We start from the raw sequence: 22,230 nt of genomic DNA, 5'->3' as shown, positions 1-22,230 counted from the left end.
AATGGAGAGAGAAGAACTCGTAGCAAAATTGAAAGAAATTGTTGCTCCTTATACCCATGACAAAGAAGCTTTAACAACCATTAGTCCGTCAACAGATTTCATTAAAGACCTTAAAATTAATTCAGCCAACCTGGTAGATGTAATTTTGGATGTGGAAGAAGAGTTTGACATTGAAATTGATAATTTGGAGATGGCGCGAATGCTAAATGTAAATGCAACCATATCAATTATCGAAGATAAACTGAAAGCACTTGGTAGGGAATGACATTGTTGATTTGAGCCAGGCCTCAAAAGAAAGCAACTGGAAAAGGACAGGGTACCTGGAGAAAATATTCACCGTAGCCGAGCGTTTTCTGATCCACATCGCAAAAGACCCGGATCTAATGGTATGGTTAATGTGGACAATGAAAGAGTCTGCCTATAAAGCACATACAAAGGAAGTAAAAACAATAACCTTTGCCCCTACCTTAATCAGCTGTAACAACATGATTATACATCAAAAAACAGCTACCGGAGATGTGCTTTACCAAGGTAAAAGATATTACACGCAAAGCTCCATATCCAGGGCATACATTCATACCATAGCAGCAACAAAAACAGCTATACTAAACAGTTTACAGCTTAAAATAAGTGATTATGACAATTCAGACTACTCGTACAGAAGCACCAATCCTGCTTCTGTAAGTCACCATGGCAATTACCTCGCCCTTATTTACCTATAAGATTTTCCTCGATCAGCAGGCTGATGATCCCATCGGCAAGGCCTACTTTAGGAACATAGATCTGCTTGATACCAGTCCACTTTAATAACGTAATATAAATTTCGCAAGCCGGTATAATTACATCCGCCCGATCTGGATTTAAACCAAAAACACTGATCCGCTCTTTAAGAGAATGCGAATTGAGCTGGTTGTAAAGCGATTTTAATTTTAAGAAAGATAAAGGCATCCCCTCCTTCTCGTCCGACATCCGGAAAAGTTTGTTGATGTTGCCCCCGGTACCAATACCGGCAAGATTTTTTAAGGCTTTGGTGTTTTCTTTTACCCAGTTTCTCATCTCCTCCCAGGTCTCATCTTTATCCTTGTTATCAAGGATCCGTATAGTTCCAATGTCAAATGATTTAGAAGCAACCGGCACCCTGTTTACAAAAACAGAAAGTTCCGTACTACCCCCACCAACATCGATGTACAAATAGCTTTTTTTGATATCCAGATTTTCTTCGATGTGATTGGCATAAATGATATTGGCTTCCCTTTGACCCTCGATAATCTCCAGATCTACATCAGTTAATTGCTTAACTTGTTTAATAATATCGGCACCATTTTCCGCTTCACGCATCGCCGAAGTGGCACAAGCCAAGTATTCAGAAACATGGTATACGTCCATCAGATTTTTAAAGGCTGACATGGTTTTCAGTAGCTCTTCAACTTTACGATCGGAAATGCGACGATCTAAAAAAGCATCATCCCCTAATCGTAACGGAACCCTAACGAGGGTATTCTTTTTAAAAGAAAAACCGTTTTCATTCTTAGAGATGTCAGCAATTAATAATCTAACCGCATTTGAACCGATATCTATGGCAGCGTATCTTAACATTGGCTTTAGTGGTGTTTATTTTTTAAGTAATTGTAGGTTTGTACCTGTGCCCTGATTTTTGTTTTCAGGTTATTTTTGTGGTATTTATTGTTGTTTAAGCGGGTAATATCCCTTGCTTTTACATTATCCTGTAATTGAAACTCTATAATGTCTCTGATTTCCTGCTTTGCATCTTTATCAAGTACCGGAAAACCAACCTCCACCCGATGCTCAAAATTACGGCTCATTAAATCGGCCGAAGAAAGAAACATTTCTTCCTTGCCATTATTGCCATAAATAAATACGCGGGCATGTTCCAGAAACTTATCAACAATGCTGATGACCGTAATATTGGCACTAAAATCTTTAATACCGGGAACAAGGGTACAAATACCACGGACAATAAGTTTAATGATTACACCTGCATTGCTTGCCTCATACAGCTTTTCAACAATGCCTTCATCCGCCAGACTGTTTACTTTTAAGATCATATAGGCCGGTTTTCCTTGTTTGGCAAACTTGATCTCACGGTCTATCAGTTGATAAAACTTATCTCTGGATTCGAGGGGTGAAACAATCAAATGCTTAAATCCCATGATGACAGTCTTTTTATTCAAAGCTTTAAAGAGCTTAACCAGATCAGCGGTGATTTCCTTCTTAGCAGTAAAAATACTATGATCGCAATAAAGCCTTGCCGTTTTTTCGTTAAAGTTACCTGTCGCCAGATTAGCATAATATACTGCCCTGCCCTTTTCCATTCTTTTTACAAGGCAAATTTTAGAGTGAACTTTATAATTTGTTAACCCATAATTTACAGTTACACCCTCTTCCTCTAGTCGGCCAGTCCAGGCAATATTGGCCCTCTCATCAAAACGCGCTTTTAGCTCGACCAAACAATTGACCTTTTTGCCATTTTTAGCGGCATTGATCAAAGCATTGATAACTCTCGAATTCTCGGCCAACCTGTACAAGGTGATGTTGATTTCTGTAACCTTTGGATCAATCGCTGCCTCGCGAAGGAAAAGAATGATGTAATCGTATGATTGATAAGGTAGATTAATTAAATAATCCTTTTCCTGAAGCTTATTAAAAATACTTTCGGTACGGTGCAAACCATGCACTTTTAGAGGTACATTCGGCTTATATTCCAGATTGGGACTACCCACATTTGGGAAAGCTATAAAATCCCCAAAGCGATGATACTGATTACCCGGAATAAGACTTTCGGCCTCAATTTTCATTTTATTGATCAACACTGTCAGCATTTCAAAAGGCATTTCCGTATCGTACAATAAACGCATAGGCTTTCCCTTTTTACGTTTATCGAGACTCGCTTTTAGTTCTTCTATAAATTTATCGCTTACATTTTTATCAATATCCAGTTCGGCGTCACGCGTAAGCTGTATGGAATAGGCTTCCATGTTGTCGTAATTGAAAACATAAAAGATATCGTCCAGGCAGTATTTGATGATGTCTTCGGCAAGGATAATGAATTTTAAGCCATTCGTTTCGGGCAGTACCAAAAATCTGGGCAAATCAGGCGGCAACTCGATAAGTGCATACTTTTCGTTCTTATTGGCTGTATTTCTTGAAAGACGTACAAAAAAATACAGATACCTGTTTTTAAGCTCCGGAAAGGGCCTGTCCAGATCTATCATGATGGGAACCAGGTTAGAAAGAATTTTATCTCTGAAATGGTCTCTTACAAATTGTCCGCGAGCAACGTTTAACTGGGTATCGTTTAATATAAAGATCCGGTTTTGGGCCAGTTCATTGATCAGTGTTGCTTTAAATAATTGCTCAAACTTACGTTCTTGCTTTACAACGATATTTTTGATTTCATTTAATACTTTTTTAGGGTTAAAACCCAGCAAGGCTTTGGCTTTATCGTTAAGATTAGCCAGTCGACTTAACGTAGCTACTCTTACTCTATAAAACTCCTCCAGGTTAGAAGAGAAGATAGATAAAAACTTTATTCGTTCTATTAAAGGAACAGTATCATCGGCAGCCTCCTGTAAAACCCGTTCATTAAAGTACAACCAACTGATCTCTCTGTTTAGAAATGGAGCCTTTTTCTTCGTCATTTATTAAATCAAAAAATCCCTGTTCAAAACAGGGATGTTCAAAACTGCGAATTCTATTGTTAAGTAATTGTTAATTATCAAGTAATTACTCAATTCTCACTTAACACAATCTTATTTACTTTCTGAATCGGCTTTAGTAGGTACTACAGGGGTACCATTTACAGAAGCTGCTGCTGGCACGGTTGCTTTTTCAGGGCTTGGCTTAGCCGCTACTGCCACAGGTTTTACCGCTGCTGGCTTTGCAGGTGCTTTACTTGCCGGAGTAACCTTTTTAACAGGCCCTTTAGCTGCAGTGGTTTTACTGGCCATAGTTTTTGCAGGTGCTTTACTTATCGGAGTGCTTTTTGGAGCAATTTTAACCGCCGGTTTTGCCGTTGCCGGACTTGCCGTCTTTACCGGGGTGGCTGCCGGTTTTGAAACAGACTTAACAGCCGAAGTAACAGCTGCTGCTACCGGCTTAGCAATCGCATTTGCAGCCTTTTCTTCGGTAGCTAAAGCCGCAACTTTAACACTTTGAACTACCGGTTTAACCGATGCTCTTGCTACCTTAACTGCCTTTTTAGCTTTTCTAACGTCTTTGGAAACCTCTTTTTTAACTTCTTTCTGAATGGCTTCAGCTTTCTTTTTAGCCTTTTTAATCGCTTTTTTATTTACCGATCGGGCCTCATCAATGTTACGTTCAACAGCTAATTTAACATGCTGAAACCTTTTTGATAACTTCTTGGCTACAAACTTACTGACCAAAGCAATATCATCACCAATCTTCTCTGCATCTTGCCCTAGCTGCTTCACAGATTCAAGAATTTTCTCTGCTAAGCTCTTTTCGAATTGTTTTTTAACAACCTTTTTTGCGACTTTTTTTTGCACTTTTGACTTATTGGTTTTCATACGCATTAACTTTAATTGTTTTATATTTGTTATGTAGAATTGCCCCGACCAAATAATTAATTAAATCTAATCTATTTTTTACACTAAAGCCATAATAATCATGCCCACTTTCGATATAGTAAGCAAAGTAGACGCGCAAACACTTGATAATGCGATGAATAATGCTAAAAAAGAAATCCTGAACCGCTATGATTTCAGTACCTCTAAAAGCACTATTGATCACGATAAAAAAACAAATGTGATTACCATTGTTACGGAAGATGACATGCGTTTAAAGGCCATTCAAGATGCCATTATTTCGCGTATGGTGAAACAGAATCTGGATTCAAACAGCCTTGATTTTGGCAAGGAAGTATATGCTTCCGGCAATATGATCAGGAAAGAAATATCCATTAAAGAGGGCATTGACAAAGAAACCGCTAAAAAAATCGTTGCTAAAATAAAAGCAAGTGGTTTAAAAGTACAGGCTTCAATGATGGAAGATCAGGTACGGGTACAAAGCAAAAGCATTGATGACCTTCAAGGCGTAATTGCACTGTGTAAAAAAGAAGATTTTGGACAGCCTTTACAATTTATTAATATGCGCAACTAATGGAAATTCAAGAACAGGGATTTATCTTTTCCGATGATAAACTGAAACTTGATCCAATAGCCATCCATCATTATTTAAGTACACAATCGTACTGGGCAAAGGACATTCCAATGCAAATTGTTAAAACTTCCATTGAGAATTCCCTTTGCTTTGGGATTTATAAGGAAACCAAACAGATAGGTTTTGCCCGTTGGATCACAGATAAAGCTACTTTCGCCTACCTCGCAGACGTATATGTAGAAGAAGCATATCGTGGCCAGGGTCTATCTAAAAAACTAATGTCCTTTATGCTATTTCACAAAGACCTACAGGGATTGAGAAGATATATGCTGGGTACATTAGACGCACACGGGCTATATGCTCAATTTGGGTTTAAAGCGATAGAACATCCTGAAAGACTAATGGGCATTACAATTCCTGATCCTTATAAAAAATCGGATTAAACTGTCTTTACATCGCTCTCACTATACTCCTTAATATCGGTAATATAACCGTTGATAATTAAGAAGTCGAACAACGGCCTGGCATCAGCAGTTACCGGCATGTTTGCACTGGTAATAACCTGACTGGTTTTTTTATCCAGGTATGGGTAGGCAAAAAGTTTTACGTTTTTACTAAACATATCACTCACATAACTCAACAGCTGACTGGTATAATTCTCGCCGAAATTGGTGGAATTGAATACGAATTTTAAGTTGTTAATGTTAGTAGATATCCCCACACTTTTAGGTCGGCAACGATCCAGGTATTTAGCCAGCTTATTGTGCCTTGCAAAATTGGATACAATAACCAGGTTCCCTGTATTGCACATTTCTTCGGCCCTCTTAGCGACAGCTCTGAGGTCAATACTGTCGGGTGCCTCATCATTGGAGCTCAGCACATTCGACATCAGTACCTCGATCAATACACTCAGGTTATCCTCTTTAACATTCTCGGTAATGACAAACTGATCCACCGCTTTGTTTAACATGCTAAAATTGGGATTTGATTTCTGCGCATATTTGGTTCGCAAAATCATAATATCTTTCTTGTACAACAGGTCTTTGGGTAAGCAAGGTTTACCCTTAGAATCAAATATAGCCGCATCAGAGAAGTCTTTAACAATCAGGTATAAGTTTAACAGGATATTGTTTATCCCCTTAAATACCGGCCCGTTAACAGAGATCAAATCAATCTCCACAGAACCTACAGTAAGGTTATCTGCCAGAGACTCAATCATCGTTTTAGGATCCTGATTAAAATAAAAAGCAGCATAAACCAGGTTTACACCTATAATACCCAATACATTTTGCTGCAATGCAGCATCGGTATCGAGTAAACGTACGTGGAAAAATATTTCGTTAGGCTCCCCTCCCGGCTCGGCCTGGAAACGAATACCGATCCAGCCATGTGGATCATTAGATTTATTATAGTTTAAAGTAGTAACGGTATCAGCAAAAGCGAAAAAGGTACGGTCTTCATATTTCTCGCCACTTAAGCGCTCGGTTAATAAACTGAACTCATGACCCAGCATTTTCAATAACCTCGACTCACTTACATACCTTCCTGAAGTTTCGGCACCATAAATTACATCGCTAAAAGTCATGTCATAGGCCGACATGGTTTTTGCTACAGTACCCGATGCAGCACCCGCAGTAAAAAAGTTACGAGCCACCTCCTGTCCTGCCCCTATTTCTGCAAAGGTCCCGTAAATTCTAGGGTTTAAGTTAATCTTTAAAGCTTTACGCTTGGTATCAAGAATTTCTCTTTCCATACCGCAAAATTAAGCAAACAAGCCGACTTCTATGATAAAAATGCAAGTTTAATGTTTTTAAAGCATTTGGTATCCTGAATTTATTTCAGGATTCTTCAAGAGAAAGATTATGATTATATTCGTCTATTAGATATCGACAATGGACGGAGGAGGTAAATGCTAAACGTTAAAAATCTTGACATACAATTCCTTAATAAGGAAGATAACTCGTGGCTGAAAGCAGTTAACGATGTCAGTTTCAGTATTGAAAAAGGAAAAGTATTAGGCATAGTTGGCGAATCGGGCTCCGGGAAATCAGTGACCTCTTTTTCTATTATGCGCTTGCATGATCCACAAAGCACCAAAATTGGTGGTGAAATTGATTTTCAGCAAGTCAACCTCCTTGATTTATCTCCTGAAGCCATCAGAAAATATAGAGGCAACAAAATTGCCATGATCTTTCAAGAACCTATGACTTCCCTTAATCCGGTGTTTACTTGCGGATACCAGGTAAAGGAAGCCATTATGTTGCACCAAAAAGTAGATAAACATACAGCCAAAGCACAAACTATCGCTTTATTTAAAGAAGTGCAATTACCTCGTCCCGAAAATATTTTTGATAGCTACCCACACCAATTGTCAGGCGGACAAAAACAGCGCGTAATGATTGCTATGGCATTAAGTTGCAATCCGGAACTGTTGATTGCCGATGAACCTACCACAGCATTAGATGTGACAGTACAAAAAACCATACTGGAGCTATTACTAAAACTGAAAACCGAACGTGGTATGGCTATGATCTTTATATCCCATGATCTTGCCGTGGTTAGAGAAATTGCTGATGAAGTGGCTGTAATGTACAAAGGGAAAATTGTGGAACAGGGATCGGCAAAAGTAATATTTGAAACTCCGAAACATCCATATACCAAAGGTCTATTGGCCTGCAGACCAAGTCCACAAAGGTTATTGAAAAAATTGCCGGTAGTAGCTGATTTTTTAAATGAGAACAAGGATATGGCCCTTGCGCATTTGCTGGAAGTAAACAGTTATACACGAGAGGAAATTACAGTGCGTAGGGAAAAATTGTACAGCGCAAAACCGTTACTACAAGTAAAACAACTTTGCACCTGGTACCCGATAAGTAAAGGTTTGTTTGGTAAAGTTAACACCTATGTAAAAGCAGTAAATGATATTACTTTCGATGTATTTCCGGGGGAAACACTAGGATTAGTTGGCGAATCCGGATGTGGGAAGACGACCTTAGGACGAAGTATCATACGACTTGTAGAACCTACATCGGGCAGTATTCTATTTGATGGAATCGACATTACTTCGTTAAAAACAGCAGAGTTGAGAAAAATGAGACGCGATGTGCAGATCATCTTTCAAGACCCTTACTCCTCGCTTAACCCACGCTTAACTGTGGGCAATGCATTGATGGAGCCTTTGCAAGTGCATAAAATGTTCGACAATGATGAGCAGCGAAAAGCCCATGTCATGAATTTATTGAACCGGGTAGATTTAAAACCAGAGCATTTTAATAGATATCCGCACGAATTTTCGGGTGGACAAAGACAGCGCATTGTGATTGCAAGGGCCCTGGCATTACAACCCAAATTTATCATTTGTGATGAATCGGTATCTGCATTGGATGTGTCAGTTCAAGCTCAGGTATTGAACTTGCTACGTGAGTTACAGCAAGAATATGGACTTACTTATATATTTATTTCTCATGATTTGGCAGTAGTAAAACACTTGTCAGACCGGATGATTGTTATGAATAAAGGTAAAATTGAAGAACAAGGTTTTCCAGAGGATATTTATAACAACCCGCAAGCGGAATATACAAAGAAACTCATTGCAGCAATACCAGGCTAATCCCTACTCTTTCTTTAATGTAGCGGAAAGCCTGATCAAGCCAGTATTTATAGCTCTTCGGATCTCTCTTTCTTTTACTTTATCATACCTTTTTAATAAAATCATGACCTTAAATATCGCTACATCTTTATTAATGGCAATCATTTTAAATAGTAGTTAAGTTCAACAATCAGCGGTATAATCAAAGATACAAAATCCAACAATACTCGGTTCAAATTGTTACCTTCGGGTGATTCATACATAGACTATGGCAAAAAAGAAATCGTCTCATCTGGAACTCGTTTTAATCCAATTGATTAGCGATGTACTGGAAAAAAGCAACAACGAAGCGCTGAATTATAAGCAGATTTCGGCTAAATTAAATATTACTGATGCTGCATCAAGAGATACCATATTGGATGTATTAAAAGAGCAGTCGAGGAAAGGTGTGTTTTTAGAACCTGAGAAAGGGAAATTCAAGTTGAAAGACCTGAAGACTTTTCTAATAGGAAAGGTGGATATGACTGCGGATGGCTCAGCATTTGTAATTCCAGATGACGAATTTGAAAAAGATATTTTTGTCTCGGCCAGAAAGTTGCACAATGCACTACATGGCGATAGAGTAAAAGTATATATATATGCCAAAAAGAGCGGCCGTAAAAATGAAGGTGAAGTTGTAGAAATCATTGCTCGAGCAAAAACAGACTTTATCGGTGTGATCAGAATTTCTGACCGTTACGCTTTTGTAAATATCGACGATCGTAAAATGTTGCATGACATTTTTGTGCCTTTGAGTGACATCAATGGGGCCAAAAATGGTCAAAAGGTGCAGGTAAGCATTACCGAATGGCCGGAAGGGGCTAAAAATCCTATTGGTCGCATCATGAATATTCTGGGCGAACAGGGTGAGAACAATACGGAAATGAATGCCATCCTTGCCCAATATGGCTTCCCGTTAAGTTTCCCGGCTGAAGTAGAAAATGAAGCGAATTCTATCCCTGAACAAATAAACACCACTGAACTAAAAGACCGCAGGGATTTTAGGAATACAGTTACTTTTACCATTGACCCTGCTGATGCAAAAGATTTTGATGATGCCATATCTTTTAAAACACTAGAAAACGGCAATTATGAGATTGGTGTGCATATCGCTGATGTTTCGCATTATGTACAGCCCAATAGTTATCTAGATAAAGAAGCCTATTCGAGGGCGACCTCAGTATACCTGGTTGACCGGGTGATACCTATGTTGCCTGAACGTTTAAGCAACGGTGTTTGCTCACTTCGCCCAAATGAAGATAAACTTTGTTTTGCAGCTGTATTTGAGCTGGATGAAAAAGCCAATATCATTACAGAATGGTTTGGACGTACGGTAATCCACTCCGACAGACGTTTTAGCTATGAGGAAGCACAAGAGGTGATTGAAAATAAAGCAGGAGATTATGCTGCAGAAATCCTCAAACTAAATGAGTTAGCCTATATCCTGCGCGAAAAGAAGTTTAAAAACGGTGCCATCAGCTTTGAAAGCACTGAAGTAAAGTTTAAACTGGACGAACATGGTAAGCCAATTGGTGTTTACGTAAAAGAACGTAAAGACGCGCATAAGCTGATCGAAGACTTTATGCTGCTGGCCAATAAAAAGGTTGCTGAGTTTATTGCTAAAAAAGGAAAAGGGAAACAGAAATACACTTTTGTATACCGTTCTCACGATTCGCCAAACCTGGAAAACCTAAGCAGCTTTGCTTTATTTGCCGCGCGATTTGGTTATAAGATCAATATGAAATCAGATAAAGAGATTGCGAAGTCTTTAAATTACCTGATGGAAGATGTGGAAGGCAAAAAAGAACAGAATGTATTGACTCAACTGGCCATACGATCGATGGCTAAAGCCATTTATACAACCAAGAAAACCAGTCATTACGGATTGGCTTTTGACCATTATACCCACTTCACCTCCCCCATCCGCCGGTACCCGGACGTGATGGTACACCGGCTGCTTGCGGCTTATTTAAACAACGAGAAATCGGCCAATGAGGAAGAATATGAAATTGCTGCATCGCACTCATCTGCCATGGAAAAGCGTGCTGCTGATGCGGAACGCGCATCCATCAAGTACAAACAAGCCGAATATCTTGAAGAGAATGTAGGCAATATTTTTGCAGGCATTATATCAGGTGTTACAGAATGGGGAATGTATGTTGAACTCACTGAAAACAAATGTGAAGGCATGATCCGCCTTCGTGATATTACCGACGATTTCTATGTGCTCGACGAAAAAAACTACTGCATCGTTGGTCAGCGTAAACATAAAAAATATCAGTTGGGCGATGAAGTGATGGTAAAAGTAAAAAAAGTAGACTTGTCTAAACGTCAAATAGATTTCTCATTAATTCAACAATAAAATAAGATTCCGGTAAATTCCTTTGTAAAAATGTATACTCCTAATCAATTACAAGAAGTTATAGAAAACGCTGTTCAAAACATTAATTATCCTGCACATCCTGAAAGACTTTATGAGCCTATACGTTACATTATGAGCTTAGGAGGCAAAAGAATAAGACCTGTATTGACATTGATGGCTGCAGATTTGTTTAAAGGGGATATACAGACTGCGATGCCGGCTGCATTGGCCATCGAGACTTTTCATAATTTCACCTTGATCCATGATGACATTATGGACAAGGCGCCACTAAGAAGGGGAAAACAAACCGTACATGAAAAATGGGGTGTAAATAATGCCATTTTGAGCGGTGATGTGATGATGGTGGAAGCCAACAAGCAGCTTTCTATGCTAAACAGTACTGTACTGAAAGATGCACTGAATACCTTCAACACCACTGCGCAAGGTGTGTGCGAAGGTCAGCAACTGGATATGGAGTTTGAAGAACAACAAGTAGTAAGTATTACTGACTATATTAACATGATTCGTCTAAAGACAGCTGTTCTTTTAGGCGGTGCGATGAAACTGGGTGCACAAGTAGCCGGTGCAAGCGCTATGGAAGCTGAACAGCTATATGAATTTGGAGAAAACTTAGGGATAGCCTTCCAGTTACAGGATGACATTTTAGATGTATACGGCGACCCTGAAAAATTTGGGAAACAGGTAGGTGGTGATATCATCGCCAATAAGAAAACCCTGCTGCTGTTGAAATTAAAAGAGCTCGCAAATGAAAATGACCTCCTGGAGTTGGAGTATCAAAGTATCAACAAAGACCATACAGATAAAATTAAAAACACAACTGCGCTTTATGATGATTATAACATCAGGGAACTGGCTAACATAGAGATGAGAAATTACTCTGACAAAGCTTTTAGTGCTTTAACTTCGTTAAAAGTTGATGAAACCCGTAAGGTTGAGCTCTTTAAATTGGCCGCGTTGTTAATGAACAGAGAATATTAAGGGTTCCCTTCAATGATCTAATAGTTGGTTTACTTTTTCTGTCGTTAATGGTTTGGTATAAAAATCCTTAACACAAAGAAATGATTTCGCTTTAGAATGTTCGCTTGGATCAATCGATGAGGATACAATAATTACATCAATAAAGATATTGAGTTCTTCCATCATTTCCAGAAACCTCCAACCATCAATATTCGGCATATGCAGGTCTAATAAAATAAGGTCGGGTTTGTTCTGCTGAATATAGAACAATGCCTTTTGCGGATTATCAAATACAACTATCCGTTTTTCACTGGGATGTTTTCGAATCAGCATTTTGTGCATTTTATTGGTGATCACATCATCATCAATCAGCACAATGTGCTGGTGTGCCGCTTTTGCTCCAAACTTATCAAACAGCGCAATGTTCTCCCGCTTATTGAGCACCTCATTTAACATTTTAATGATTTCATCCAACTTTACAGCTTGTGTATTGATATCGCCTAGCAATTGCGTGATTTTTAACACATCGTAAGTCTCCAGCTGGCTATAATTGGTAATCGTAGAAAGACTTAGAATATTAGTGATGGGCGCTCTTAACTGGTGCGAAGCCAAATGTGAGTACTCCCTGATCATGCTAATGAGTCCTTTAGAACTACTCATATCCACTACACTGCAAACCACCGCATCCGTTACCCCATTTATCGTTAAGGGGGTAAAAACAATATGAAAAACAAGGTCGGTAGACTTGAAAACTGAGAAGCGCTGCTCTATGCTAAAACAATGCCCTTCGAAACTTCTTGCCAGTAAACTAATAAAGTTACTTTTATATTTCTGTGCAATGATTTCCACAATCGACTCCCCAACTACGGGATTTTTTTCAAGGAAACTACCCAGGTCATTTGATGAATTTATTTTGAAAAATGAGAGCTCATGATTTTTATTGATCAAAAAAAATGAACCTGAGGCACCTTCGCAATTGTTTCTATGTGGCATTTTTAACTTGTTTTAAGTGCTATAAGGCATATTTGGTTAACACAGGCAACTCCCATGCGACCATTATACACTGGTTTTAGCATCAACCTTGTTAATCCCCTTACTGTAAATTGATACCCTAATAAATTTTATGGAGCTAAAATTGTCTTGTTTTTTAAGCAATTAATTATCCCAACATTGGCAAATCAACGAAATAAATATTAATTATGCAAGAAATTCTATCCAAGAAAGACATCGGGGAACGTATAAAAGAATTACGGGTGAACAGTGGCCTCTCTCAGGCATTTATAGCGAATATATTAAGCTTGTCGAGAAGTAATTATTCGCAGATAGAACTTGGTAATCAGTACCCTTCTTTCAATACCTTGCATGAAATAGCAAGGTACTATGGTAAAAGTTATGATTGGCTATTACACGGTGCAGCACCGGAGCAGGCAGCGGAAACACCTGCAAAGATTGGCATAATTTTAAATGATTTGGAAACTGCCTTTAAACACTTTACAAGTTCGCTAAAAAAGCTGGAACATGAGTTAAATCACATCAGATCTAAGAAATATAAGTCGAGGGCATAAATCGCTTAAAATAGCGCATAAAAAAAGCTGATCATTAAAAATAACGATCAGCTTTTTTTGTAATGTATTTTTAATTATTCTGCTGTATCAGCCTTAGCTGCCTTTTTAGCAGGAGCTTTTTTTGCAGGAGCTTTTTCAGCTTCTCCGGCAGCAACTTTTTCAGCTTTAGCAGGTGCTTTTTTCTCTACTACTTCAGCAACAACTGCAGCAGGTAAAACAGAAACATAAGATTTGTTGTCTTGTTTCTTTTTGAAAATTACAGTACCATCAACTAAAGCAAACAAAGTATGGTCTTTACCAATACCTACTCCTTTATCAGGATGATGTTTTGTACCACGTTGACGTACCAAAATGTTTCCAGCGATAGCTTCCTGACCACCAAAAATTTTGATACCTAAACGTTTACTATGCGATTCACGTCCGTTTCTGGAACTACCGGCTCCTTTTTTATGTGCCATCTTGTTTTATATTTTATTAACTACCGAATGAACGGCAATTTATGTTTAACAATAATTATAAACTGATACCAGAGATCTGGATCTTGGTGAAATACTGACGGTGACCATTTTTCTTTTTGTAACCTTTTCTACGTTTCTTTTTGAAAACGATTACTTTATCACCTTTTAAATGAGACACGATTTTAGCTGAAACCGATGCACCTTTCAATGTAGGAGCTCCTACAGAGATTTTACCACCATCTTCAACCAACAATACATTGTCAAATTCAATACTAGCGCCCTCATCTCCTTGCAAACGGTGTACAAAAAGGTGCTGGTCTTTTGCAACTTTGAATTGCTGTCCTGCTATATTTACTATTGCGTACATTGTTAATTAATTATTATTTTTAAATTGTTTATTTTTATCGAGGTGCAAATATAGAATTTTATTTCCTAAATACACAAATGATTTAGTTTTTTGATGCAGCTTGTTTTCCATACCGTTCTTCTGCATCGTTAATACTCTGCAGTAAAAGCGTTTTCATTTGTTCTGCAAGTCCTTTAAGTTTTGGTATTTCGTTATAATCTGTAAGATAGATTACCTTTTTAGACTTTTTTTGATAATTAAATTGGATCACATAACGAAGTACCTTGGAAGAATCAAGATTGGTTCCCTGATTGGCCAATACATCCGGAAAATTCCAGAAACCCAACTCGTTTGCTTTTGAATGGAGATACAGAATATCATCCTTTCTTAATTTCACATTCGTTTTGATCAGAGAATCCTGTCCGTTTACATACTGATAATCACCTGTAGCCGAGTTATAGGAATTCTCCAGATTATTACCCAAACCCCACTTAAAGTCGATAGACACAAACTCCTTTAGCTTATATGGTGCATTGCGGAACATCGGTGTGTAATAAACCACACAATAGATCAGAAAAGGAACTACGATAGTTAAGGCTAGGAATATTTTTTTTGCTCTGGTACTCATTCTATTTTATTATATATATTGAAATTTTTAATCTTAAAAGCCTTTTAGTCCAGCGGCTCTGTAAGATCGCCCTCCCACTTACTCACTACTGCGGTAGCTAAACTGTTTCCAATCACGTTGGTTGCCGACCGGCCCATATCCAGTAATGGATCAATCCCTATCAATAAGGCCAATCCTGCCTCAGGAATATTAAAAGTAGCAATTGTACCTGCTATAACTACCAGGGAGGCTCTTGGAACACCCGCAATCCCTTTACTAGTTAACATCAGGATCAACAGCATGGTAATCTGCTGTTCAAAAGACAAGTGTATTCCGTACGACTGTGCAATAAACAACGAAGCAAAAGTCATGTACAACATGGAGCCATCCAGGTTAAAGGAGTAGCCTAAAGGCAGCACAAAACTAACGATCTTATCTTTACAACCAAAACGCTCCAGCTGCAACATCGTTTTAGGATATGCAGCCTCGCTACTGGCAGTACTAAAAGCCAAAATTACCGGCTCCTTCATTCTGTTTATCAGGTTAAAGACCCTCGATTTTAAAACCATAAAACCTATGGCAATCAAGATCACCCACAGCAATAACATGGTAGAGTAAAACTCACCAATGAATAAAGCATAGGTAGACAATACGCCCAGTCCCTGCTTGGCAACAATGGCCCCCATCGCTCCAAATACAGCAAATGGTGCAAAGTTCATCACATATCCGGTTACTTTCAAGATCACATGCGCTACTGCATCAAAGAAATTGATAATGACCTGCCCCTTTTCGCCAATAGCAGCAGTCGCTACACCAAAAAACAAGGAGAAAACAACAATTTGAAGGATCTCGTTGGTAGCCATAGCCTCCGCCATACTTTTAGGCACAATATGAGAAATGAATTCCTTAAGCGAAAGTGCTACTTTATGAATGCCTGTATCAATGTTACTTGGAGGCAAAGGCAAATTCATCGCTTCCCCCGGTTTGAAGATATTAACCATAATAAGCCCCAGTACCAGTGACAAGAGAGAGGCACTTAAAAACCAAAGCATCGTTTTACCACCAATTCTGCCTACGGCTTTCACATCGCCCACTTTTGCTACACCCACCACCAAAGTACTAAACACCAATGGCGCTACAATCATCTTAATCAAACGAAGAAAAATGTCACTCAATAAAGTCAAAGGCTCCAACTTCTTCTCACGGATCACTTCATTTTCATGACGTAATTTCTCTGTAGCTTTTTTCTCCGTTTTTAAAGCTGCATAAGAAACAGCAGTAGTGTCTTGAATTTTAAGAATCTGCGCATCCAACTCTTTTACCCTGTTATCGGCTTTGGCGATTTGATCATTATAAGTACTGAATGTTTTTACATTTAAATAATATCCTAATGCTACACCCAGAACAAGGGCCAGAAAGATAAAAAAGGTTAACCTGTTTTTTTTCGACATCTATCTTATGTTAATGGTTTTTGAGGCTGTAAAACTACAATAATTAAATTATTCTATAAAATTGTTCATCAAGAGCTTATTTTATACCTTCACAGCGTAACAAAATACGTGTACCATTATCTAATTAAGGAATAAAACCAGTTCAATTGGAAAAAAAGGATCAATTATTTAAGCAAATTTTCGATACGAATTCTAAGAAGATATTTCACTTATGCTACGGCTATACAGGTGATGAGGATGCAGCGAATGATTTGCTTCAGGAAACCTTTTTAAAGGTTTGGCAAAACCTGGATAAGTTTAGAAACAAGTCCCTGATCTCGACCTGGATTTACAGAATTGCTGTAAACACCTGTTTAACCTATTTAAGATCAGAGAAAAGACAATCGAAAGATGAGCTTACGGATAACATTATAGAAAACCGCCCTGAAGAGCTTTCTGAAAAGAATGAACAGGTTGCCCTCCTCTATAAATCGATCTCTAAGTTAGAAGAAAATGACCGCCTCATTATTACAATGGTACTTGATGAACTGCCTTATAATGAAATAGCAGAGATATCAGGGATCAGCGAAGGAAACCTAAGGGTTAAAATTCACCGTATTAAATTAAAACTTACAGAATTATACAATCAGCATGCAGGAATTTGATCATATACAATCGCTTTGGCAATCGCATTCGGTTGAGGTTAAAATCTCATCCGATGAAATGCTGCAGCAAGCAAAAAAAGAAGTAAACGCTATTCGTAACAAGTCCCTTTTAAATATCGTTGGAATGCTGCTCTCCTTTGTTGCAATAGTGATGTTATGGTTGTTCTATAGCTTTAACTCCTGGACAACACATCTCGGGTTAACTATTTTTCTGGCCGCAATTGCAGTGTCTACATTTATGCTATATAAAAGTCACCAGCTACTTGCTAAACACGACTTCACCACAGACCCCAACGAGTTTCTGGACAACCTGAAACGCTACCAGTTAAGCAGGTTTAGCCTGTATAGCAAATTGTATTGGTTTTATGCCATCGCTTTAAGTCTGGGTATTGTACTATATTTCTTTGAAATACTAAGCTATTTCGACTTATGGGCACAATGCCTGATTGTCTTGTTTACTTTCGGATGGATTATATTCTGCTCAACACTAGTGCGCAAGGCAGTGATGAAAAAAGAAAAAGAAAGGATAGCCTTACTCATTGAGAAGTTTGAACGTCTCGGAAACCAATTTAAGGAGTTATAAAAAATGCTCATCCGAACATTGTCGGATGAGCATATTATTAACTAACCCAAATTAAATTCATCCAAATCTATATACTGGGTTTCCTGCTTCAAATTTAGTTTAACATACCATTTAGCAATGTGCGAATATCACCATATTGTAAACTAATATCACCTGTATTGCCCTGGTGTAACCTGAAAAGAATTCCTGAATAAACGAATAAAAGAGCTGGAACATTCGAAACCAACGATATCAACAATTTCATTAATTGGATACTCAGTATTCCTGAGTAAGTATTTAGCTTGTTGAAGCCTGATCCTGGTCAGAAACTGATGCGGTGATTGTTGATACGCTTGTTTAAAAGTACGTAATAAATGATTTACTGACAAACAAGCTACCTGCGCAATCTCTTCCAGACGAATGTTTTTATTGTAATTACTAATCATATAATCTCTTGCAACGCTTAGTCGCTTTAAAATCTCTGTTTTAGTAGCCCCATTTAAAAACTTCAGTGAAGCTTCTCTTTTGATAATTTCTGAATGATAGAGCTTATAATAATTAACCAGACAATGGTTTAAATATTCACTTAAAAGTAATTCGTCATTCGCCCCACTTTCGATGTGCCTGGTAAGATGCTGCAAATTAAACTTAATATTTCCCTGCAAGGGATAAATAGACTCTACAAACCGTGTATCTCTATGCTTAAATTCTACAGGCTGATCCAATAGCACATGATCCCTAAGTAAATTAGAATATTCAAAATCATGTACAAATTCAGGATCAAATAGCACTGAAAAAGTATTCACTTCAACTGTCGAATCAATAGTATTGGTATAAGAGGTATCGTGATTCAGGAAAATAAAGCTTCCAGGCACAAGGGTAATCTCCCGCTTTTCGATCGTATAATCCACCTGGCCACTAAACACAACATTCAAAGCGTACTTACCTATATTTTTTGGATAATGAGCACTATAAGTGCTTTCACTTATAATTTCATTCTTATCTACCAATATCCTATTATACTTCATCTGTTTATCGTTTTATTACTCAAGCCTCTGAGTAATCCCGTTCTTCGGTCAGGATAAAACGATTACCAGACGGATCTAAGAAGCAAAGTTCCAATCCATGATCTACATATCTTGGTTCTGTTAATCCTGGTATACTTTTCTGATTAAACAAATAGTAATCTCTGACACAATCATCAGTTTTTAAAACAATGGTATCTGTCTCTACGGTTTCTTTTTCTACAAGCATCATAAAATCACCGTTACTCAATTGTAATATCGGACACTCTTTGCCCCCTATCTCAATTTTTTCTGCTACCGTAAAACCGGGCATATTCATAAAAAAATTAAAGGATGCTTCCTCACATTTTACAAAAACAACCTTATACACCTGACTAAAGTCCATATTTTAATGTGGTAACACGTTATATTAATAACTGTAGATTAAACAAATTTAATCTAATGCAATAAAAAAACACTAACCCTTTAAGGGGTATTTTTATTTTAACATTATATTTACGTTTCCTTTAGTTATTGATTTTAGCCATATTTAATCAAACTCCAAAAACAAAAATTTGTGTCTTACCTAAAACCACTATACATTACCCTATTGCTTTTAATCTGTGGCATTGAAAGTTTTGGACAACGATATAACTTTGAACAATACGACATAAAGGATGGGCTTGTGCAATCACAAGTTACAGGAATAACTCAGGATAAACAGCGGAAATTATGGATTGCAACACTTGGGGGGCTAAGCTGCTTTAATGGAAATCAATTCATCAATCTGGGTAAAACCGATGGACTGAGTAGCAATTTCATACTTTCCCTCGCACTGGATCAGCAAATTAACCTTTTGATAGGTACAGAAAGGGGCTTATCTTCTTATAAAGGGGGTAGCTTTCACAATTATAAGGGAACAAATGATTGGGTAGACAGGATCAATACCAGTATATCCGGAATAGTTTACGGCATATCTGGTAAAAACATTTTTAAACTAAATGGGCAAAAAGCCGAACGGCTCAGTATTACCGGTGATACCTCTGAAATTGTGACCACTCTAAAAACCGATCATAAACGGCAGATCTGGGCCACTGTTTTCCAGCACGGATTGTATTACCTGGAGGGCGATAAATGGCACCAAAAGCTACGTTACGAAGAATTGGGTAATTTAATTATAACCGACCTGATGGTAGACCGGCGCTCGAAAGATAAAATATGGTTTCTAACCACAACGGGTGTATTCGTATTCAAAAATGGTCAAGTAAAACAAGCTTATGCCGACATCATAAAAAAAGCTACAGCCATCAATCAGGATGAACGAGGAAATATATGGCTGGGTACAAATCGAGGAGCATGGTATATTTCTGAACATCAGACGATTCATTTCAATGCGAAAAATGGCTTTACCGACAATGTCGTTAACCAAATATTCAGAGATGCCGAAAATAACATCTGGCTTGGCACTGACGGCTCTGGGATTTTTAAATTCAACAGCAAAAACTATGTGACTTTCGATGAATCTCAAGGCTTGCAAAATAGCATTGTGATGAGCATCATAAATGGTCCTGACCCGGATGAGATGTGGTTGGGAACTTATGATGGTATTTATGCACACAAAAACAACCAGATTAAGCGGATAAACATTCCTTCCGAAAGTGAAGATACCAAACGCATTAACTTTTTATTTAAAGACAGTAGTCGCAAAATTTGGGTAGGAACCGTTGGTGGTGGCTTATGGATTTATAGTAAAGGTACTTTTAAACGTGTAGATGAGGGCAATCGATCTATTGCTTCTAATGCCATTCTGGAGGATAGACATCAAAACATCTGGATATCCACAAACTTAGGGTGTTTTATGGTATCAACGAAGGCAGGAACAATAGAAAGGATTAGCAGGAACTTTGAAACTAGTTTATTGGAAATAGGAAATAATTTAATGATAACCGGTACACAAAACGGAGCCTATCTGATCCGCAATAAAAAAGATATCAAACCTCTAAACTTTAAACCACTTGCCGGATCAAATATCTTATCAATGCTTAAACATGGTAGTCATGTGCTGTTTGGAACAGCAGATAATGGTTTAATTATATGGAATTTTATCACGGGAAAAATTAAGCAGCTCAGTACAAAGGATGGGTTGTTTTCCGATCACATTTACAGCTTGCTCCTGGATGAAAAGGGAATCATATGGACAGGAACCGGACGGGGCATCAACAAATTAAGGGCTAAAGACTTCAGTATCATGACCAATACCAATGAAAATGTTCCATTGGTGGAATGCAATCAAAATTCGATATTTGAAAATAAGGGAAAAATATGGATTGGTACTACCAAAGGCGTTGTTGTATACGACAACAATGCCGAATCTGCTCAACAAAACAAACCTTATGTTTCGATCAATTCGGCCAGCATATTAGCCCAAAACAAAAAGGGAAACCAAAACAACTTGCAGGTAACCTATAAGGCTCATGAGTTAAATAAAAGAATAAAACTGGCTTATAACCACAATCACCTGAACATCAATTTTACAGGGATTTATCTAACCAATCCCAAAGGAATACAATATAAATATAGACTGATCGGATTGGACGATAAATACAGCCACCCCAACAGTAATTCCTCTGTCAATTATACTGCCCTACCACCTGGCGAATATACCTTTCAGGTAAAAGCTGTTACTGCTTCAGGTATATCATCAGCCAACACAGCATCTTTTCATTTCGAGATTACTCCCCCCTATTATCAAACTACTGTTTTTAAACTTCTTATAGTTGCCATCATTATATTATTGATCCTGTTGTCGGTATACATCATCATTAATCTAAACGAACGTAAACGCAAATTAAGGCTCAAAATAAAACTGGAAGAACAATTTAAAATAAGAAAACAAACAGCAGAAGATTTTCATGATGATCTTGGTAACAAATTGACTAGAATATCTGTCTTATCAGAAGTACTGAGTAGCATGACAGACGAAAAGGATCTGGAAAAAAGGAGCATTATTCAGAAAATAAAAACAAATGTGAATGAATTGTATACCGGGACAAAAGATATCCTTTGGTCCTTAGATCCCAAACATGACACTTTAAGGGAATTGTTAATCCATATTACAGAATTTGGATATGAGATGTTTAATGATACGCCAATCCATTTTGAAGAGGAAACCGATATGAATAATAGCGATAGGAGGCTCTCGCTTGAATTGGGTAGGAATATTCTAATGATTTTTAAAGAAGGCATAAATAATGCACTGAAATACTCGAATGCTGACCATGTTAATTTTACAGCAAAAATGAATGAAGATATTTTAGAAATTGTGCTTACAGATAATGGAACCGGATTTAATTTAGAATCACCAAAAAGCGGCCACGGCATTAATAATATGCAGATAAGGGCCAACCGTATAAAAGGAAACTTAAATATAACTTCAAACCCTAATGGTACAACCATAACGCTCTCTGTTAAATTTTAAAGTATAAG

Annotated in this window: 23 protein-coding genes; 11 read left to right on the top strand and 12 right to left on the bottom strand. The window is 37.8% G+C overall.

From position 1 onward, the window contains the following. Position 1: 1 nt before the first annotated feature. Together P0Y49_06775 and P0Y49_06770 are read left to right on the top strand one after the other, a co-directional pair. Positions 2-265: a phosphopantetheine-binding protein gene (locus P0Y49_06775; protein ID WEK20838.1), complete on the top strand. Its 264-nt coding sequence runs from the start codon at positions 2-4 to the stop codon at positions 263-265. After that, on the top strand, positions 252-722 hold the full coding sequence (locus P0Y49_06770) for a 4'-phosphopantetheinyl transferase superfamily protein (protein ID WEK20837.1): 471 nt from the start codon (positions 252-254) through the stop codon (positions 720-722). Before P0Y49_06775 ends, P0Y49_06770 begins: the two co-directional genes overlap by 14 nt. Here P0Y49_06770 and P0Y49_06765 read toward each other — a convergent pair. From P0Y49_06765 to P0Y49_06755, 3 genes are all read right to left on the bottom strand, one after another. Continuing rightward, complete coding sequence (locus P0Y49_06765; protein WEK20836.1) at positions 709-1,596, bottom strand: exopolyphosphatase; 888 nt, start codon at positions 1,594-1,596, stop codon at positions 709-711. The two genes, P0Y49_06770 and P0Y49_06765, sit on opposite strands and share 14 nt — an antisense overlap. A gap of 5 nt (positions 1,597-1,601) precedes the next feature. Then, entirely contained in the window at positions 1,602-3,659 is a 2,058-nt protein-coding gene (gene ppk1 / locus P0Y49_06760) for a polyphosphate kinase 1 (GenBank protein ID WEK20835.1), read from the bottom strand. A gap of 111 nt (positions 3,660-3,770) precedes the next feature. Then, positions 3,771-4,547 carry a hypothetical protein gene (locus tag P0Y49_06755; protein WEK20834.1) on the bottom strand — a complete coding sequence of 259 codons (777 nt, stop codon included), beginning with the start codon at positions 4,545-4,547 and terminating at the stop codon, positions 3,771-3,773. A 100-nt stretch (positions 4,548-4,647) separates the two neighbouring features. On the opposite strand from P0Y49_06755, the gene P0Y49_06750 reads away from it, so the two are divergent. After that, a complete protein-coding gene (locus tag P0Y49_06750; protein WEK20833.1) occupies positions 4,648-5,139 on the top strand; it encodes a YajQ family cyclic di-GMP-binding protein in 492 nt (163 codons plus the stop codon). After that, entirely contained in the window at positions 5,139-5,582 is a 444-nt protein-coding gene (locus P0Y49_06745; protein WEK20832.1) for a GNAT family N-acetyltransferase, read from the top strand. Before P0Y49_06750 ends, P0Y49_06745 begins: the two co-directional genes overlap by 1 nt. On the opposite strand, the gene P0Y49_06740 is transcribed toward P0Y49_06745, so the two are convergent. Further along, positions 5,579-6,892: a nicotinamide mononucleotide adenylyltransferase gene (locus tag P0Y49_06740; GenBank protein WEK20831.1), complete on the bottom strand. Its 1,314-nt coding sequence runs from the start codon at positions 6,890-6,892 to the stop codon at positions 5,579-5,581. The two genes, P0Y49_06745 and P0Y49_06740, sit on opposite strands and share 4 nt — an antisense overlap. Before the next feature lie 156 nt (positions 6,893-7,048). Between P0Y49_06740 and P0Y49_06735 the strand changes: the two genes are divergently transcribed. Next, complete coding sequence (locus P0Y49_06735) at positions 7,049-8,749, top strand: ABC transporter ATP-binding protein (protein WEK20830.1); 1,701 nt, start codon at positions 7,049-7,051, stop codon at positions 8,747-8,749. Positions 8,750-8,752: 3 nt separating this feature from the next. Here P0Y49_06735 and P0Y49_06730 read toward each other — a convergent pair whose 3' ends face one another. After that, positions 8,753-8,893 (bottom strand): hypothetical protein, encoded by a 141-nt coding sequence (locus tag P0Y49_06730; protein ID WEK20829.1) that lies wholly within the window; start codon positions 8,891-8,893, stop codon positions 8,753-8,755. A gap of 103 nt (positions 8,894-8,996) precedes the next feature. Here P0Y49_06730 and rnr point away from each other — a divergent pair, with 103 nt between their 5' ends. Beyond that, on the top strand, positions 8,997-11,129 hold the full coding sequence (rnr, locus tag P0Y49_06725; GenBank protein ID WEK20828.1) for a ribonuclease R: 2,133 nt from the start codon (positions 8,997-8,999) through the stop codon (positions 11,127-11,129). A 30-nt stretch (positions 11,130-11,159) separates the two neighbouring features. Continuing rightward, complete coding sequence (locus P0Y49_06720; GenBank protein WEK20827.1) at positions 11,160-12,128, top strand: polyprenyl synthetase family protein; 969 nt, start codon at positions 11,160-11,162, stop codon at positions 12,126-12,128. Between the two features lie 9 nt (positions 12,129-12,137). Here P0Y49_06720 and P0Y49_06715 read toward each other — a convergent pair whose 3' ends face one another. Then, positions 12,138-13,100, bottom strand: a complete 963-nt coding sequence (locus tag P0Y49_06715; GenBank protein ID WEK20826.1) for a response regulator — start codon at positions 13,098-13,100, stop codon at positions 12,138-12,140. 206 nt (positions 13,101-13,306) lie between these two features. On the opposite strand from P0Y49_06715, the gene P0Y49_06710 reads away from it, so the two are divergent. Continuing rightward, on the top strand, positions 13,307-13,672 hold the full coding sequence (locus P0Y49_06710; protein ID WEK20825.1) for a helix-turn-helix transcriptional regulator: 366 nt from the start codon (positions 13,307-13,309) through the stop codon (positions 13,670-13,672). A 74-nt stretch (positions 13,673-13,746) separates the two neighbouring features. On the opposite strand, the gene rpmA is transcribed toward P0Y49_06710, so the two are convergent. The 4 genes from rpmA to P0Y49_06690 all read right to left on the bottom strand — a co-directional run bounded on the left by rpmA (position 13,747) and on the right by P0Y49_06690 (position 16,534). Next, positions 13,747-14,130, bottom strand: coding sequence for a 50S ribosomal protein L27 (rpmA, locus tag P0Y49_06705; GenBank protein WEK20824.1), 384 nt, complete (start codon positions 14,128-14,130; stop codon positions 13,747-13,749). A gap of 55 nt (positions 14,131-14,185) precedes the next feature. After that, entirely contained in the window at positions 14,186-14,497 is a 312-nt protein-coding gene (gene rplU / locus P0Y49_06700; GenBank protein WEK20823.1) for a 50S ribosomal protein L21, read from the bottom strand. Between the two features lie 82 nt (positions 14,498-14,579). After that, entirely contained in the window at positions 14,580-15,104 is a 525-nt protein-coding gene (locus P0Y49_06695; protein ID WEK20822.1) for a hypothetical protein, read from the bottom strand. 44 nt (positions 15,105-15,148) lie between these two features. Further along, complete coding sequence (locus tag P0Y49_06690; GenBank protein WEK20821.1) at positions 15,149-16,534, bottom strand: dicarboxylate/amino acid:cation symporter; 1,386 nt, start codon at positions 16,532-16,534, stop codon at positions 15,149-15,151. Positions 16,535-16,680: 146 nt separating this feature from the next. On the opposite strand from P0Y49_06690, the gene P0Y49_06685 reads away from it, so the two are divergent. Together P0Y49_06685 and P0Y49_06680 are read left to right on the top strand one after the other, a co-directional pair. Continuing rightward, positions 16,681-17,178, top strand: a complete 498-nt coding sequence (locus P0Y49_06685) for a sigma-70 family RNA polymerase sigma factor (protein WEK20820.1) — start codon at positions 16,681-16,683, stop codon at positions 17,176-17,178. After that, positions 17,165-17,761, top strand: a complete 597-nt coding sequence (locus P0Y49_06680) for a hypothetical protein (GenBank protein WEK20819.1) — start codon at positions 17,165-17,167, stop codon at positions 17,759-17,761. Before P0Y49_06685 ends, P0Y49_06680 begins: the two co-directional genes overlap by 14 nt. A gap of 149 nt (positions 17,762-17,910) precedes the next feature. Here P0Y49_06680 and P0Y49_06675 read toward each other — a convergent pair whose 3' ends face one another. Both P0Y49_06675 and P0Y49_06670 read right to left on the bottom strand, forming a co-directional pair. After that, a complete protein-coding gene (locus P0Y49_06675; protein ID WEK20818.1) occupies positions 17,911-18,768 on the bottom strand; it encodes an AraC family transcriptional regulator in 858 nt (285 codons plus the stop codon). Between the two features lie 19 nt (positions 18,769-18,787). After that, positions 18,788-19,150: a hypothetical protein gene (locus P0Y49_06670; protein ID WEK20817.1), complete on the bottom strand. Its 363-nt coding sequence runs from the start codon at positions 19,148-19,150 to the stop codon at positions 18,788-18,790. Between the two features lie 171 nt (positions 19,151-19,321). Here P0Y49_06670 and P0Y49_06665 point away from each other — a divergent pair, with 171 nt between their 5' ends. Beyond that, positions 19,322-22,222 (top strand): two-component regulator propeller domain-containing protein, encoded by a 2,901-nt coding sequence (locus tag P0Y49_06665; protein WEK20816.1) that lies wholly within the window; start codon positions 19,322-19,324, stop codon positions 22,220-22,222. The last annotated feature ends 8 nt before the right edge of the window (positions 22,223-22,230 follow it).

Origin of the sequence: Candidatus Pedobacter colombiensis, from assembly GCA_029202485.1 — a bacterium.
Taxonomy (GTDB): Bacteria; Bacteroidota; Bacteroidia; order Sphingobacteriales; family Sphingobacteriaceae; genus Pedobacter; species Pedobacter colombiensis.
This window is presented reverse-complemented; position numbering and strand designations above follow the sequence as displayed.